Annotated in this window: 19 protein-coding genes; 11 read left to right on the top strand and 8 right to left on the bottom strand. The window is 65.9% G+C overall.

The features are described from left to right. The first annotated feature begins 28 nt into the window (after positions 1–28). Positions 29–1282, top strand: coding sequence for an OprD family porin (locus tag BM382_RS06005; protein ID WP_026020125.1), 1254 nt, complete (start codon positions 29–31; stop codon positions 1280–1282). 5 nt (positions 1283–1287) lie between these two features. On the opposite strand, the gene BM382_RS06000 is transcribed toward BM382_RS06005, so the two are convergent. Beyond that, a complete protein-coding gene (locus tag BM382_RS06000) occupies positions 1288–2298 on the bottom strand; it encodes a M48 family metallopeptidase (RefSeq protein ID WP_015635240.1) in 1011 nt (336 codons plus the stop codon). Positions 2299–2322: 24 nt separating this feature from the next. Next, a complete protein-coding gene (locus BM382_RS05995) occupies positions 2323–2922 on the bottom strand; it encodes a LemA family protein (protein WP_019094392.1) in 600 nt (199 codons plus the stop codon). A gap of 185 nt (positions 2923–3107) precedes the next feature. On the opposite strand from BM382_RS05995, the gene BM382_RS05990 reads away from it, so the two are divergent. From BM382_RS05990 to dmeF, 6 genes are all read left to right on the top strand, one after another. Then, entirely contained in the window at positions 3108–3539 is a 432-nt protein-coding gene (locus BM382_RS05990; RefSeq protein WP_019094391.1) for a DUF4265 domain-containing protein, read from the top strand. 23 nt (positions 3540–3562) lie between these two features. Then, the gene (locus tag BM382_RS05985) at positions 3563–3955 is read left to right on the top strand and encodes an Imm10 family immunity protein (RefSeq protein WP_019094390.1); all 393 of its coding nucleotides are present in this window, start codon (positions 3563–3565) and stop codon (positions 3953–3955) included. A 76-nt stretch (positions 3956–4031) separates the two neighbouring features. Then, positions 4032–4370, top strand: a complete 339-nt coding sequence (locus BM382_RS05980) for an FKBP-type peptidyl-prolyl cis-trans isomerase (RefSeq protein WP_011060802.1) — start codon at positions 4032–4034, stop codon at positions 4368–4370. Between the two features lie 22 nt (positions 4371–4392). Beyond that, positions 4393–4815, top strand: coding sequence for an NUDIX hydrolase (locus BM382_RS05975; protein ID WP_019094389.1), 423 nt, complete (start codon positions 4393–4395; stop codon positions 4813–4815). A gap of 249 nt (positions 4816–5064) precedes the next feature. Then, positions 5065–5340, top strand: coding sequence for a metal/formaldehyde-sensitive transcriptional repressor (locus BM382_RS05970; protein WP_011060804.1), 276 nt, complete (start codon positions 5065–5067; stop codon positions 5338–5340). Between the two features lie 9 nt (positions 5341–5349). Next, complete coding sequence (gene dmeF / locus BM382_RS05965) at positions 5350–6330, top strand: CDF family Co(II)/Ni(II) efflux transporter DmeF (RefSeq protein WP_072442261.1); 981 nt, start codon at positions 5350–5352, stop codon at positions 6328–6330. A gap of 11 nt (positions 6331–6341) precedes the next feature. On the opposite strand, the gene BM382_RS05960 is transcribed toward dmeF, so the two are convergent. Then, positions 6342–6980: a LysE family translocator gene (locus tag BM382_RS05960; protein ID WP_041752745.1), complete on the bottom strand. Its 639-nt coding sequence runs from the start codon at positions 6978–6980 to the stop codon at positions 6342–6344. A gap of 119 nt (positions 6981–7099) precedes the next feature. Between BM382_RS05960 and BM382_RS05955 the strand changes: the two genes are divergently transcribed. Beyond that, positions 7100–8032: a LysR substrate-binding domain-containing protein gene (locus BM382_RS05955; protein ID WP_053150902.1), complete on the top strand. Its 933-nt coding sequence runs from the start codon at positions 7100–7102 to the stop codon at positions 8030–8032. Between the two features lie 13 nt (positions 8033–8045). Here the strand turns inward: BM382_RS05955 and BM382_RS05950 are convergent, their stop codons facing one another. From BM382_RS05950 to BM382_RS05935, 4 genes are all read right to left on the bottom strand, one after another. Beyond that, entirely contained in the window at positions 8046–8549 is a 504-nt protein-coding gene (locus BM382_RS05950; protein ID WP_011060808.1) for a GNAT family N-acetyltransferase, read from the bottom strand. Between the two features lie 152 nt (positions 8550–8701). Continuing rightward, positions 8702–9193 carry a DUF1543 domain-containing protein gene (locus tag BM382_RS05945; RefSeq protein WP_019094385.1) on the bottom strand — a complete coding sequence of 164 codons (492 nt, stop codon included), beginning with the start codon at positions 9191–9193 and terminating at the stop codon, positions 8702–8704. A gap of 94 nt (positions 9194–9287) precedes the next feature. Beyond that, positions 9288–9635, bottom strand: coding sequence for an antibiotic biosynthesis monooxygenase family protein (locus BM382_RS05940; protein WP_072442259.1), 348 nt, complete (start codon positions 9633–9635; stop codon positions 9288–9290). After that, positions 9632–10771, bottom strand: a complete 1140-nt coding sequence (locus BM382_RS05935) for a cytochrome P450 family protein (RefSeq protein WP_072442257.1) — start codon at positions 10769–10771, stop codon at positions 9632–9634. Before BM382_RS05935 ends, BM382_RS05940 begins: the two co-directional genes overlap by 4 nt. 81 nt (positions 10772–10852) lie before the next feature. On the opposite strand from BM382_RS05935, the gene BM382_RS05930 reads away from it, so the two are divergent. Further along, positions 10853–11617, top strand: coding sequence for an ArsR/SmtB family transcription factor (locus BM382_RS05930; protein WP_072442255.1), 765 nt, complete (start codon positions 10853–10855; stop codon positions 11615–11617). Between the two features lie 37 nt (positions 11618–11654). Here the strand turns inward: BM382_RS05930 and BM382_RS31840 are convergent, their stop codons facing one another. Beyond that, on the bottom strand, positions 11655–11825 hold the full coding sequence (locus BM382_RS31840) for a hypothetical protein (protein ID WP_170866304.1): 171 nt from the start codon (positions 11823–11825) through the stop codon (positions 11655–11657). Between the two features lie 290 nt (positions 11826–12115). Here BM382_RS31840 and BM382_RS05925 point away from each other — a divergent pair, with 290 nt between their 5' ends. Together BM382_RS05925 and BM382_RS05920 are read left to right on the top strand one after the other, a co-directional pair. Further along, entirely contained in the window at positions 12116–12613 is a 498-nt protein-coding gene (locus tag BM382_RS05925) for a P-loop nucleotide/nucleoside kinase family protein (protein ID WP_011060814.1), read from the top strand. 440 nt (positions 12614–13053) lie between these two features. Then, complete coding sequence (locus BM382_RS05920; protein ID WP_011060815.1) at positions 13054–14463, top strand: circularly permuted type 2 ATP-grasp protein; 1410 nt, start codon at positions 13054–13056, stop codon at positions 14461–14463. The last annotated feature ends 2 nt before the right edge of the window (positions 14464–14465 follow it).

Raw genomic sequence — 14465 nt, 5'->3', positions numbered from 1 at the left:
CTTGAATAACAACAACGAGAACTACCTCATGAGCCATTGGCAAAGTCGCACCCTGATTCTGTCCAGCTTGAGCCTGCTGCCCCTGGCGGCGGTCCAGGGCGCTGGATTCATCGACGACAGCAGTCTCAAGCTGCAGCTGCGCAACGTCTATTTCAACGAAAACTTCCGCGACGAACATGGGCTCAGCGCCAAGGCTGCGCGCAGCGCCAAGAGCGAGCGCACTGAGTGGGCTCAGGGTTTCCTGCTCGATTATCAGTCCGGATTCACCCCGGGTACCCTGGGGGTCGGGGTCGATGCCCTGGGGCTGCTGGGTGTCAGGCTCGACTCCGGCAAGGGGCGCAGTGGAACGGGGCTGTTGCCGGTGCACGACGACGGTCGCGCCGCAGGCGAATTTGCCAGTGCCGGCGCCACGGCCAAGGTGCGGCTGGCCAAGACCACGCTCAAGTACGGCACCCTGCTGCCCAAGACCCCGGTGCTGGTCTACAACGATGCCCGTCTGTTGCCGCAGACCTATCAGGGCACCCAGCTCACCAGCACGGATATCGACGGCCTGAGCTTGACCGGCGGCTATCTGCAGCGCTTCAAACTGCGCGATTCCACCGACAGCGTGGGGCTGGTCCCCGACGGCTACAGCGGCGGCCAGTCCGGGGACTTCCGCTACGGCGGGGCCGAATACAAGTGGAGCAAGAGCCTGCGCCTGAGCTATTTCCATGGCGAGCTTGAGAACTTCTATCGGCAGGACTTCGTCGGCCTTCAGCATGACCTGGCGCTAGGGCAGGGGACGTTGACCAGCGACCTGCGCTACTTTCGCAGCGCCGATTCAGGCGCGGCCTTTGACGGCAAGATCGACAACCGCATGCTCAGCGGGCAACTGACCTACGCGATCGCCGGGCATTCCCTTGGCGGTGGTTATCAGCGTCTCAGTGGCGATGCCGGCTTGCCGTATATCAGCGGCGCCACGGTCTACTCCTTCAGTAACGCCGGCATCGGCAAGTTCATCGAAGAGGGCGAGAAGACCTGGATGCTCGGCTACGGCTACAACTTCGCTGGCCTCGGTGTCCCCGGCCTGACCTTCAGTTCCCGCTACCTGAGTGGCAATGGCGGCAAGTCCAGGACCCGGGTCGATGAGTGGGAGCGCGACAGCGAACTGGCCTATGTGCTTCAGCAAGGTTCGTTCAAGGGGCTGGGGGTGAAGCTGCGCAATTATGTGTATCGCTCCGACTACGCCCGTGGGCGGGACAGCAACCGCCTCTACATCACTTACGACATTGCCCTGTGGTAGGGCCCTTACAGCGGCTTGAAGCGCCCATCCCACTGCGGGTCCAGGCGCTGGATGCGCGCAGCCAACGGTGGGTGGGTGGCCATCAGGCGGCCCAGGCGCAGTTTCACCCCCTGGTGAAAATACAGGTGGCTGTACTGCGCGGCGGCGAAGGCGCGCAGGCGCGAACCGGCGCTGCTGCCGCCGATCTTTTTCAGGGCGCCGGCAATGCCCTGGGGGTTGCGGGTGAACTGCACCGCCGAGGCATCGGCGAGAAACTCGCGCTGACGGCAGATGGCGGCCTTGATCAGGTTGCCCAGCAGGCTGCCCAGGGAACCGAAGACCAGCAGGGCCAGGCCCAGCACGGCGAAGATGATCTGCCAGAAGAAGCGGTGGCGGTCGCTGCCCAGGTGCTGCTTTTCAGCCTGGCGCAGCACCGCGATGCCCGCCAGGCTGAACACCAGCAGGCCGTGGATCACGGCCAGCAGGCGGGTGTTGAGGCGCATGTCGCCGTTGTGAATGTGGCTGAACTCATGGGCCACCATGCCCTGCAACTCGTCGCGGTCGAGGTGGACCAGGGCTCCGCGGGTGATGCCGAGCACGGCCTGCTGCGGGGTCAGTCCGGCGGCGAAGGCGTTGATCCCGTCTTCCGGCAGCACATACACCGCAGGCATGGTGGCGCCCGAGGCCAGGGCCATTTCCTCGACGATATTGAGCAGGCGCTGTTCCTCGCTGCCTCGTGGAGAGTCGTTGATCAGGCGCCCGCCCAGATGCTCGGCGATCACCTTGCCGCCGGCCCGCAGGCGCCAGCTCTTGTACCAACTGCCCAGCAGCACCACCAGCAGCATCAGCAGCGCCACCACGGCCACTGCGGTCCAGCTCAAGACCTTGGGCTGCTTGTATTCCTGGCTCAGCTCGCGCCATGCAAGGCCCAGCCCCAGGCTGCTGAGGCTGACCAGGGTGGCTACCGCCAGGGTCATCAACAGCACCAGCTTGAGGGTGTGGCGCCGGGCTCGGGCCTGGTGTTGAAAGAACTTCATGCAGGTTTCCGGGGGCAGGTGCAGTTACTGGAAGGAGACTTTGCTGGCGTCTTGAATGCGCGCGCTGTCGGCAAATTGCAGCAGGGCGGCATCGGCCCGGTGGCCGAACAGCCCGGCGAAAAACAGCGCCGGCACCTGCTGTTTGCACAGGTTGTAGTCGGTCACGGCGTCGTTGAAGGCCTGGCGCGCGTAGGCGACCTTGTTCTCGGTGCTGGTGAGCTCTTCGCTGAGTTGCGCCATGTTCTGCGAGGCCTTGAGTTCCGGGTAGGCCTCCAGGCTCAGGTGCAGGCGGTCGAGGACCTGGTCCAGGGCACCCTGGTCCTGGCCCAGGCGGGCGATGCGTGCGCTGTCGCCGGGTTGCGCAGCAGCCGCTTGCAGGCTATCCCGGGCACTGTTGCGGGCCTCGGCCAGGGCAGTCAGGGTCTGGCGCTCGTGCTGCAGGTAGCCCTTGACGGTTTCCAGCAGGTTGGGGATCAGGTCGTAGCGGCGCTTGAGTTGCACCTCGATCTGGGCGAAGGCATTGCGCAGACGGGTACGCCGAGTGGTCAGGCGGTTGTAGAGGCTGACCAGGTACAGCGCCAGAGCGGCGAGCAGCACCAGGGCGACGATATCGGCGGTGGCCATGGGATGTCCTTATCGAGTGAGGCGTGGGGGCGGCAATGGTAACGGAATCTTCCTGTTCGGTGACACACCTTCGCCGGCGACCCGTCAATGATTGCCAAGGGCCGGCAATTCTGCGAAAAAGCGCTCGGCTTGCGCGGGGGCCGAAAGGCACCGCTGCCTATTATTCAATGAACCAGGGACAGGTGATGGACAAGATCATGCTCAGGTTGACGGTGGTGGACGACTATCCGCCGGTGGCCAGCGAAGGGGTCTGGGCCGAACGCCAGCCCGATGGCCTGTACCGTATCGCCAACCTTCCGTTCTACTCCCAGGATGCCTGTTACGAGGACGACGTCGAAGTCCAGGTGGAGGCCGATGGCCTGAAGTGGTTCAGGCGGGTCGGGCGCAGCAGTGGCAACAGCACGTTGCGCCTGGTGTTCTTTGACGCCGGCAGGGCCCGGACCCCCGAGGTGCTGGCGCGGATCAACGCCCTGGGCTGCAGCTGGGAGGGCATGAGCAAGGCGTTCCTTGCTGTCAATGTGCCTGCCTCGGTGTCGCTGGACAGCGTGCTGGAGTACCTGCAGGAGTGCTTTGAGCAGGATTGGCTGGATTATGAAAGCGGGCTGTTGCGCCAGTGACCGCGAATAAGGAGCAAGGAGCGATGAGTTTGAAATTTCATGCCACTGGCTACAGTGCCTGCACTGAAGACGAGGTGCAGATCCTGGGCTTTGCCGACGACGGGCAGCCGCCCGGGCACTACCTGCTGTTGCAGCGCGCCGAATGCTTTGACGAGCAGGACCGGCAGTTGGGCATGGACACTTACCATGTCGAACTGGGCGGCCAGGCAGTGTCCGGCTATGGCGGCATCCGCCAGGTGCTGCTGGCCCCGGGCCGCCTGACCCTGCATTTTGGCGATTCCCAGGCCTGGTGCCGGGGCTTGCCCAGCCTTGAGATCAGCTGGAAGCCGGGGCTCGCCAGCGTCGAGGAGGTCGCGATGGCGCTGGGGGCGATCTTTCTCGATACCGATACCCTGATCGAGGTGGCGCCACAGTGATTGCCAAGCCGGGGCAATTCTGCGAAAAAGCGCGCCGCAGTCCCGTGACGGGGCAATGCTTGAACGGGAGTGAACCATGAGCGACGAATTGCAGGTCATCGATATCCAGCCGGGCGACGGCAAGGCTGTGGTCAAGGGCGCCTTGATCACCACCCAGTACCGGGGCTTTCTGGAGGACGGCAGCAGCTTCGACTCCTCCTATGATCGTGGCAAGCCGTTCCAGTGCGTGATCGGCACCGGCCGGGTGATCAAGGGCTGGGACCAGGGCCTGATGGGCATGCAGGTGGGCGGCAAGCGCAAGCTGCTGGTGCCGGCGCACCTGGGTTATGGCGAGCGTTCCATGGGCGCCATCCCGCCCAATTCCAACCTGATCTTCGAGATCGAGTTGCTGGAAGTGCTGACCCGGGACGATTGAAGGCTTGAGGAGCGAGGGGCCGATGCGTGCCAATAAAGCCTGCCCGGTGGTGCTGCGCCATTCCACCGAGCTGGAGATCCTGGCTTTCCGCCATCCGCTGGCCGGCCTGCAACTGGTCAAGGGCACGGTGGAGGCGGGGGAGTCCACGGCTACTGCAGCCGTTCGCGAGCTGGCGGAAGAGGCCGGTGTCCAGGCCGGGGAAAGCGGTTTCCTGGGGCTCTGGCATTCGGGTTTCTGCGGCCAGGTGTGGGCCTTCCATGAATGCCGGGTGCCAGCGCCGTTGCCGGAAAGCTGGAGCCATTTCACCGCGGATGACGGCGGCCATCGGTTCGAGTTTTTCTGGCAGCCCCTGGCCAGCTTGCCGTCGGAGCAATGGCACCCGCTGTTCCAGGGCGCCCTGGGATTCCTGCGCCAACGCCTGCTGGGCGAAGGCGCCGAGGCCTAGGCAGCGGCTTATTGCCCGAGACGGTAGTGGTTGTTGCCGCTGCGCCGGGCCTCGTACATCGCCTGGAAGCCGAACATGCCGTAGATCGCCTCCGACCATTACAGGCGCTGGGTATCGACCTCCCAGTCCCAGGTGTCGATCCGCGCAAAATATTGGCTGCGCTTGAACCGTTCGGCATCGTCGGGCCGGCTTGCGTTGTCGAGGGCAGGGGAGCAAGATGCGCTCTATATAGGTATAGGGGGTATAGGTATGTCGCACACTCACGCGCAGAAAGATGAGCTGCTCAAGCGGGTCCGGCGCATTCTCGGCCAGGTCCAGGCTGTGGAGCGAGCCCTGGAAAGCGGGGCCGACTGCGGCAAGACCCTGCACCTGGTGGCCGCCACTCGGGGCGCCATCAGCGGCCTGATGGGCGAGATCATCGAAGCCCATGCCCTGGAGCACGTGGCCAACCCCGAGCTCAGCGATGCCGAGCGGGCCCGGGGCGTGGATGAACTGCTTGAAGCCATCCGCCGTTATTCCAAGTAGGAGCCGCTCATGAACCTGTCTCAGCAGGCTGCACACCTGGCCCACGATCATCAGTTTCTCGGTGCTGATCACGACGACAACGCCCGCCGCACGCTGTGGGTGGTGCTGTTGACGGTGGTGATGATGGCGGGGGAGATCGTCGCTGGTTACCTCACCGGTTCCATGGCCCTGCTGGCCGATGGGCTGCACATGGCCACCCACGCCGGGGCCCTGGGCATCGCGGCGGCGGCCTACGGTTTTGCCCGGCGCAATGCCGGCAACCGGCGTTTCAGTTTCGGCACCGGCAAGGTCGGCGACCTGGCGGGCTTTGCCTCGGCCATCATTCTCGGCCTGGTGGCGCTGGGCATTGCCGGCGAATCCCTGGTGCGGCTGTTCCAGCCCACCCGCGTGGCCTTTGGCGAAGCCACGCTGATCGCCGTGGCGGGGTTGCTGGTGAACATTCTCAGCGCCTGGCTGCTGGGCGGGGGGCACGACCATCATGGCCATTCCCACGGCCACTCTCATGATCACGAGCATCACGAGCATCACGAGCATCACGAGCATCACGAGCATCACCAGTCGCACCGGGCCGGGGGCGACAACAACCTGCGTTCGGCCTATGTGCATGTTTTGGCCGATGCCCTGACGTCGGTGCTGGCCATTGCCGCGCTGCTGGCCGGGCGCTACCTGGGTTGGGTCTGGCTCGACCCGGCGATGGGCATTGTCGGCGCGCTGGTGATTGCCCGCTGGTCCTATGCCTTGATCAAGTCCAGCGCCGCGGTGCTGCTCGATGCCAGCGATGAGCAGGTGGCCGGGCAGATCCGCGCATCGGTGGAAGGGCCGGGGGATGCCAGTATCGTCGACCTGCACGTGTGGCAGGTGGGCCCCGGGGCCCGGGCGGCGATTGTCAGTGTGGTGGCCCGGGCCTCGCTCAGTGCCGAGACCGTGCGTGCGCGCCTGGCCGCGCTGCCGGGGCTGTCGCACCTGACCCTGGAATTGCGCAGCGTCTGAAGCCGGGCGCCTCAGGTGGCGCCCGGGCGGTACAGTTCCAGCAGCGAATAGGCCAGCCCCACCACGGCCACTGCCAGCAGCACCAGGCTCGACACCCCCGTCACCAGGCGCTTGTACTTCAGCGAGAAGCCCTGGCGCGCCACCAGGATATAGGCCCCCAGCACCGCCAGGTCGATCAGTACCCAGACCAGGGTCAGCAGCAGTGCGCTGTGTTCGAAGGTGCGGCCGACCTGGATGAACTGGGGGAAGAACGAGACAAAGAAGATGATGTCCTTGGGGTTGCCGATGCCCACCACAAAGCCGGTGGCCAGGCCCCTGCCGCGCCCGGCCAGGGGCTTGGCCGGTGCTTGCGCAGCGGGTTGGGCGGCGGCCTCGCGCAACCCCTGCACGGCCAGCCAGGCAATGAAGCAGCAGCCCAGCACGCTGATCCAGTGGATCAGCCGTGGGTCCAGGGCCAGCCCGCCGGAGAGCATCAGCACCGCCAGCAGGGCCAGCAGCAACGACGCCGCGTTGGTGCCCAGGGCGGTCAGCAGCGCCTGGCGCGGGCCGGCGTTCATGCTGGTGCTGACGATCAGCGCCACCACCGGCCCCGGGGTCGCTACCAGCATCAGCACGCTCAGGGTATAGGCCAGCAATAACGACATGTTCACATCCACCCGGCAACTCCTCGATCATTGGCAAAGGCCCTAGCCTGAAGGCTTGAGCCTGCGTTGAAAAACGCAAAAAGCTGTGACCTACTATGATTTTTAATCATGCTGAGTGCTTGCCGATGGTCGAGTCCCTGCCGCCGCTCTATGCCTTGCGCGCCTTTGAAGTGGCGGCCCGTTCCAGCTCCTTCACCCGGGCCGCAGAGGAGCTGTCCCTGACCCAAAGCGCCATCAGCCGGCATATCCGCACCCTGGAAAGCCAGTTCGGCTGCCGCCTGTTCGAGCGCCACGGCCCCAGGTTGGTACTCACGGACGTCGGGCAGCGCCTGGCCCGGGAGCTCAAGGCCGGGTTCCGGATCATCGAGGACGCCTGTCTGCCGCTGCGCAGCGGCAGTGGCCAATTACGCCTCAAGGCCCCTTCGACACTGACCATGCGTTGGCTGCTGCGGGCCCTGGACCAGCTCAAGCACCAGCAGCCGTCGCTGGCGGTGCAACTGGCCAGCGTGTGGATGGATTTCGATCATGTGGATTTTCATGCCGAGCCCTATGACTGCGCGATTCTGCTGGGCAACGGGCAGTTCGGCGCCGGGGTCGAGGCCTGCAAGCTGTTCGATGAGTGGCTGATTCCCATCGGCCCTCCGGAGGCTGTGGATGCGCCGCCCTGGACCCTGGAACGGCTCAGGGAGGCGCCACTGATCCACCCTTCGGCGGACCGCCGCGACTGGCGGCGCTGGCTGCAGGCCCAGGGCCTGCTGGGGCAGGTACGGCTGGACCGGGGCAACGTCTTCGACACCCTGGACCAGGCGATCTGCGCGGCCATGCGTGGCCACGGGCTGTCCATCGCCGACCTGTACCTGGTGGCCGAGGACATTCGCCAGGGCCTGGTCAGCCTGCCGTTTCCCCGTGCGCTGGCCTCGGGGGACGGCTATTACCTGGTGTGGCTGCGGGACAGCCCGCGCCGGGAACAGATCGACGGCCTGCGCGCCTTTCTGCTGGAGCAAGTGGTATCCATCGATGACCTTGAACTGGCTGACCTGACGCCTGGCGCGGGCTGATGGCGGGGCCGCTTCAACGGCGCAGCATGACCCAGTCGCGGTGCAGGTCGGCGCCGCAGGGGAACAGGGTTTCGCCGACCCTCACAAAGCCGTTGCGCTGGTAGAAACGGATCGCCCGGGCATTGTGTTCGTTGACGGTCAGGCGCAGGGGGCCGGGCTGTTGTGCCAGGGTCTGTGCCAGCAGGAACTGGGCGGCGCCACTGCCATGGTGGGCGGCATCCAGGTAGCAACGGGTCAGCTCGGCGATGCCGTCGGCACCGGCCACCCCGAGGTCCTGCGGGTGCAGGTTGACCAGGCTGTAGCCGATGACCCGGTTGTCATCGAGCAGCACCCGCAACTGTTTGCCGGGGGCTTCCAGCAGTGCGCTGAAATGTTCGGGCAGCAGGTTTTCCTGGATAAAGGCCTCGATCTCCGTTGCCGGGGTGTCCGGCGGGCAGGCGAGGGCAAAGGTCTGGCGGGCGATCTGGCTCAGGCGCTGGGTGTCGTCTTGCTGTGCGTTGCGCAAACATAGCGGCATGGCTCTGCTCCCTGAAGAAAAACGCCAGCATAGCCGGCCTGCGCGCGCTTCACTGGCCAGTCAGCCGGTTGCCACAGGATCACACCGCCCCTGTAGGAGCTGGCTTGCCAGCGAAAGGGCCCGCAAGACCGCCTTCGCCGGCCAGCCGGCGGCTACAGGATGATGTAGTCGTTGTGCTGCACGATGCCCTGGTGAGGGCCCTTCACCAGGTGCACGTAGCGGCCGTCCGCCAGGTCGATGGGCAGGCAGTCGTCGACGTCCAGCAGGGCATCGGTGTGGGATTTGTGCCAGTGGGCAAGCATCTGCTGCTTGCCTTTGGCCTTGGCCTGCGCCTTGTCCCGGGCCACCACCAGCAGGTAACGGTGGGCTTCGCCGAAGGTCGCTGCTTCATAGCCGCCCAGGTTGATGAAGTACAGGCGCGGCGCATCCGCCGCCGGGGCCAGGGCGCTGAGTTCGAGCCTGTAGTCGTCGATACCGTCCACCCGCATCCATGAGTCGATGTGCAACCCCGCCGGGCTGCCGAACCAGCCTTCGCGCAGTTGCGGGTAGGCCGCTTCGAGGCTGTCGGCGACCACGAACTGCACATCATGGACTTCAATTTTCGCTCTGGGGTGCTTGCCCCCCAGCATCACCACAAACAGCATGCAGGCTCCTTGTTCCGGGCTAGGTGGTGGCGCGTGCCGCCACCGCGGGCGCACGTTTTACCTCAAGCCGGGCGCCGGGCCAAGGCCGACGGTGTCAGCGGCCATGCAACCGGCGGCTGTCCGCAGGGGCCTGGCAACGCTCTTGCAGTCCATAGTCGCGCAGCACCGTCGCCACCCGCAGCCGGTAGTCGGCAAATACCTCACCGCGGCCCCGGGCCTGCGCCTGGCGGTGGCATTCCAGGTTGTGCCACTGGGCCACGGCCTGCTCGTCACGCCAGAACGACAGGGACAGCAGTTTTTCCGGCTGGGCCAGGCTCTGGAAACGTTCGATGGAGATGAAACCGTCGATCTCCCCCAGCTGGTTTTTCAGCCCGGCCGCCAGCTCCAGGTAGGCGTCGCGCTGGCCCGAAGCTGGCAGTACTTCGAAGATCACCGCGATCATTGTTCGGCCTCCCCGCGGTCGCTGAACAGCGGAATACGCCCGTTGACCGAGGCCTGGTACTGCCAGTCCAGGGCCAGTGCATCCAGGCCGGGGCCTTGCAGCAGGGCGTGCAACAGGCACCGGACTATGCCCAGGGCCAGCTCCCGGCCAGGGCAGCGGTGGGCTCCGGCGCCGAAGCTGAAGCCCTGATGCGCCGGGTTGCTGCCGGTAATGGCGGCTAGCGCCGGGTCCTGGTTGGCCGCGGCCAGCAGCACCAGAATGGATTCGCCGGCTTGCAGTTCCACGCCGTGCACGGTGCAGGGCGCGGTGACGAAGCGCCGGGTGTTCTGCACCGGCGGGTCCAGGCGCTGGCGCTCCAGCAGCCAGTCGCCCAGCAGGCCCGGTTCCTGGCGCAGGCGCTGCTGCATGGCCGGTGCAGCCAGCAGGGCGACCAGGCTGTTGCCGACCAGGCCGGCGCAGGCGTCATGGGTCTGCGCCAGCAGGCCCGCCAGATTGGCCCGCAGGTCCGCTGGAGCAAGCTCACCACTGCGGTCGAGAATCTGCCGCAGCAGCGGGCTGTGTTGCGGGGCCTGCACCAGGGCCTGCATTTGCGCGTCCAGCTCCAGTGCTGCCCGGTCGGCGGCCTGCAATCGGGGCTGATCGCTCAGGGGCGAGAAGCAGGCGACGAATTCCCCGGTGCGCCGGGCGAGTGTTTCGCACTGTTCGGCGGGGACGCCAAGCAGGCTGGCCAGCAGCGCCACCGGCAGTACGAACTGCCAGCGTTGCAGGTCGGCGGCGCAGGCCGGACCCGCAAGGGCCGGTTGCCACCGGGCCAGATGGGTCTCCAGCCCGGCGGTACAGAGACCCTGCAAGGCCGGCTCGATGGCCGCACGCGGGCAACGCTGGCGCGGGCCATCGTTCATCCGCATCAGGCGGCCGAACAACTGCCCGGCCGGCCTTCCGGCAATTGCCTGGGGTACCGGCTCGGTACTGGGGCGCACCTGGCAGGCCGGGTGGTCGAGCACCGCTGCCACCGCCGCGGCGCTGCTGGCGACCCATAGCCTGAGGGCGCAATCGTAGGTCAGGCCGCCCCGGGCGCGGAGGCGGGTGTAGTAGAAGTACGGGTCTGAGTGAGTAGCAGCGCTGATCGCGTCCATGATTTATCTCTTTGTTCTGCAGATATCCAGGCTGCTACTATCCTGACCCTTTCGAAGACACGATTCGTCAGGGAGCGAAATATGAATGTAGTGCAGAACGACATAGGGGTATCCCAAGTGGCGGCGGCCATCGCCGAGCCGGCGCGCACCCGCATGCTCTGTGCGCTGATGGACGGCCACGCACGCACCAGCACCGAGCTGGCGGCGATTGCCGAGGTCAGCACCTCTACCGCCAGCGCCCATCTGGCCAAGCTCAAGGAGGCGGGGCTATTGCGGGTGCAGGTCCAGGGCCGGCACCGTTACTACTGCCTCGGCGACCCGCTGGTGGCCCAGGCCCTGGAGGCGCTGATGGTGATCGGCCAGGGCCGCGGACCCAGCTTCACCCCGCGCACCCCGGACCGCCTGCAGTTCGCCCGTACCTGCTACGACCACCTGGCGGGCACCCTGGGGGTGCAGTTGCACGACCGGATGTTCGAGGCCGGCTGGCTGCTGGCGGCCGAGGAGGGCGGGGAGGGTGAGGCCTACCGGGTCAGCGACAGCGGCGAAGAGTTTTTCCGCAGCCTGGGGATCGAGGTGGCCGGGCTCAAGGCTTTGCGTCGACGCTTTGCCTGCCCGTGCCTGGACTGGAGCATGCGCCGTCCGCACCTGGGGGGCGCCCTGGGGGCGGCGCTGTTGCAGGCCTTGCTGGAGCGCAAATGGCTGATCCGGGACCTGGACAGCCGCGCCCTGAGCCTGACCGGCACCGGCGGTCGCTACATCAGCAAGCGCTTTGGCATGGCCCTGATCCAGCCGGCCCGGCCGCTGTCGTCCTCGGCCGTCATTGAATTGCAACGCCTCGGCGCCTGAAGCCTGCAAGCTCCAGTTCGAGAGCCCGGGCCGTGCATCATTCGGGCTGCAGGGCATCGAGCAGGTCGCGATCGAGCTCCAGCATGGCCTGCTCCAGTGGCTGGTGGTGGGGAGATTCATAGTTGAGCAGTTGCAAGGCGCGCGCGGGGTCGCCCATCGCCGGGAGGCATGTCAGCCACATCAGCATGGGCAGGATGAAGCGAGGCATTGGGGCTCCTGAACGAATAACGGCGCAAGGATGAGTCGAGAAGGAGTGGCAGGCTGAGCGGCCACCATACAAGAGCCTACCGTCAATGCTGGAAGTCAATATAGATCACGGGAGGGCGCAGAAAATCGGCCCATTTTCCTGGGTTGCCGGGGCTTGGGCAAGTGCGCTGCCGGGCGGTGGTCGGGCGTCCCTGGATCAGGGCTAGTGGCGGCCCGTCCTCAAGCCCGGGGCTGGACGCGTGTGGCAATAGTGGTAAAGCTGTGCGTCCTTCAACGTTGGCAGGGCCTTGCATGCTCATCGTTTTCAGCGGCTTGCCGGGCACCGGCAAGACCACCATCGCCCGTACCCTGGCGCCACACCTGGCGGCCACCTACCTGCGCATCGACAGCATCGAACAGGGCCTGCGTGACGCTGGTCTGGCGCAGGTGGGCAAGGCCGGCTACCAGATTGCCCTGCAACTGGCCGAGGCCAACCTGGCCCTGGGCAACCGGGTACTGGCCGACTGTGTCAATCCGGTGCAGGAAAGCCGCCAGGCCTGGCAGGCCCTGGCCAGCAGACAGGGGGTGAGGCTGCTGGAGATCGAGGTGGTGTGCTCCGATCTTGCGGAGCATCGGCGCCGGGTCGAGACCCGCCAGTTGGACGTGCCGGGCCTGCGCCCGCCCAGCTGGCAATCGGTGCTCGAGCATGACTATCAGCCCTGGGCGAGCTCGCCGCTGCGCCTGGACACCGCGCAGCTCTCACCGCAGCAGGCGCTGGCCGTGATTCTGGCGTGCCTGCCGGGCGCCTGAGGTTGCCGGGGGCAGCGGCGCCAAGTCTTTGAACCTTGATGGTGCGCTGATGGTCAGTGCTCAGGGCCCCGCGATGGCGCCTCAAGGCCGCGCTGTGGGGCGGCATTGGCCGGAAAACTCCCGATAACGGGGCAAAACATTCAGCGCGGGGGCTTTGTGCACCGATTCTGTTCGCGCAGGGCCGCGAGCGGCGCCGGCTACGCTGTTGGGGCTTTGCTGCTGGGTGTTCTCCAGCTTTCTTTATGTCTCTTTTTTGAATCTATTTGTCGCTAAGCGGTCATTTTTGCCACGGGCCACCTCCGGGGCGGCGCACCGTGCATTTGCGGCATAGCGATTGCTATCACTCTTTCAGGGGGGCTGGGCCCCTCACGCTCGAAGCCGGGTCACGCACACACAGGGTTCAAATAAAAAGCCGTTCACGTCACGGCAAGGAGTTGGCTATGTCCCGCGCTTTCTTTGATGAAATGTATGCTGCCGATGGCGTCTGCCGGCCTCACTACCAGGGGTTTGCCCGCTGGCTGGCGGACACTCCTCTGGAACTTTTGGACCAGCGCCGGCGCGAAGCCGACCTGCTGTTCCACCGCGCCGGTATCACCTTCACCCTGTACGGCGACGAGCAGGGCACCGAGCGCCTGATTCCCTTCGACATCATTCCCCGCAGTATCAAGGCCAGCGAATGGCGCACCGTGGAGCGCGGCTGCATCCAGCGGGTGCAGGCGCTGAACCTGTTCCTCGCCGACCTCTATCACGGCCAGCGGATTCTCAAGGAAGGCATCATCCCCGCCGAACAGGTGCTGGCCAACGAGGGCTATCAGGTGGCGATGCAGGGCCTGGACCTGCACCGCGGCATCTATGCCCATATCGCCGGGGTCGACCTGGTGCGCGACGGCGACGGCAGCTACTACGTGCTCGAAGACAACCTGCGCACCCCCAGCGGTGTCAGCTACATGCTCGAAGACCGCAAGATGATGATGCGCCTGTTCCCCGAACTGTTCGCCGCCCAGCGCATCGCGCCCATTGACCATTACCCGAACCTGCTGCTGGACACCCTGAAAAGCTCCAGCCCCCTGGACAACCCGACCGTGGTGGTGCTGACCCCGGGGCGCTTCAACAGTGCCTATTTCGAACATGCGTTCCTGGCCCGGGAGATGGGCGTGGAACTGGTGGAAGGCGCCGACCTGTTCGTGCGTGACGACCGGGTGTACATGCGCACCACCGCCGGTGCCCAGGCGGTGGACGTGATCTACCGACGCCTGGATGACGCCTACCTGGACCCGCTGTCGTTCAACCCCGATTCCATGCTCGGGGTGCCCGGGCTGATCGCCGCCTACCGCTGCGGCAATGTGGTGCTGGCCAATGCCGTGGGCACCGGGGTGGCCGACGACAAGTCGATCTACCCCTATGTGGACGAGATGATCCGCTTTTACCTCAGCGAGGAACCGATCCTCAAGAACGTGCCCACCTGGCAGTGCCGCAAGCCCGCCGAACTGTCCCACGTGCTGGCCAACCTGGCGCAGTTGGTGGTCAAGGAAACCCAGGGTTCCGGCGGCTACGGCATGCTGGTGGGGCCGGCGGCCACGGCGGCGCAGATCGAGGAATTCCGCGTGCGGATCAAGGCCCGGCCCGAGGCCTATATCGCCCAGCCGACCCTGTCGCTGTCCACCTGCCCGACCTTTGTCGAAAGCGGCATCGCGCCGCGGCATATCGACCTGCGGCCGTTCGTGCTTTCGGGCCGGGAAACCCGCCTGGTGCCCGGCGGCCTGACCAGGGTCGCGTTGCGCGAGGGCTCGCTGGTGGTCAACTCGTCCCAGGGCGGCGGGACCAAAGACACCTGGGTGGTGGAGGACTGAAC

Origin of the sequence: Pseudomonas sp. NFPP25, assembly GCF_900116505.1 — a bacterium.
GTDB lineage: Bacteria > Pseudomonadota > Gammaproteobacteria > Pseudomonadales > Pseudomonadaceae > Aquipseudomonas > Aquipseudomonas protegens.
The sequence above is the reverse complement of the archived record's forward strand: the minus strand, read 5'-3'. Positions and strand labels throughout refer to the sequence as shown.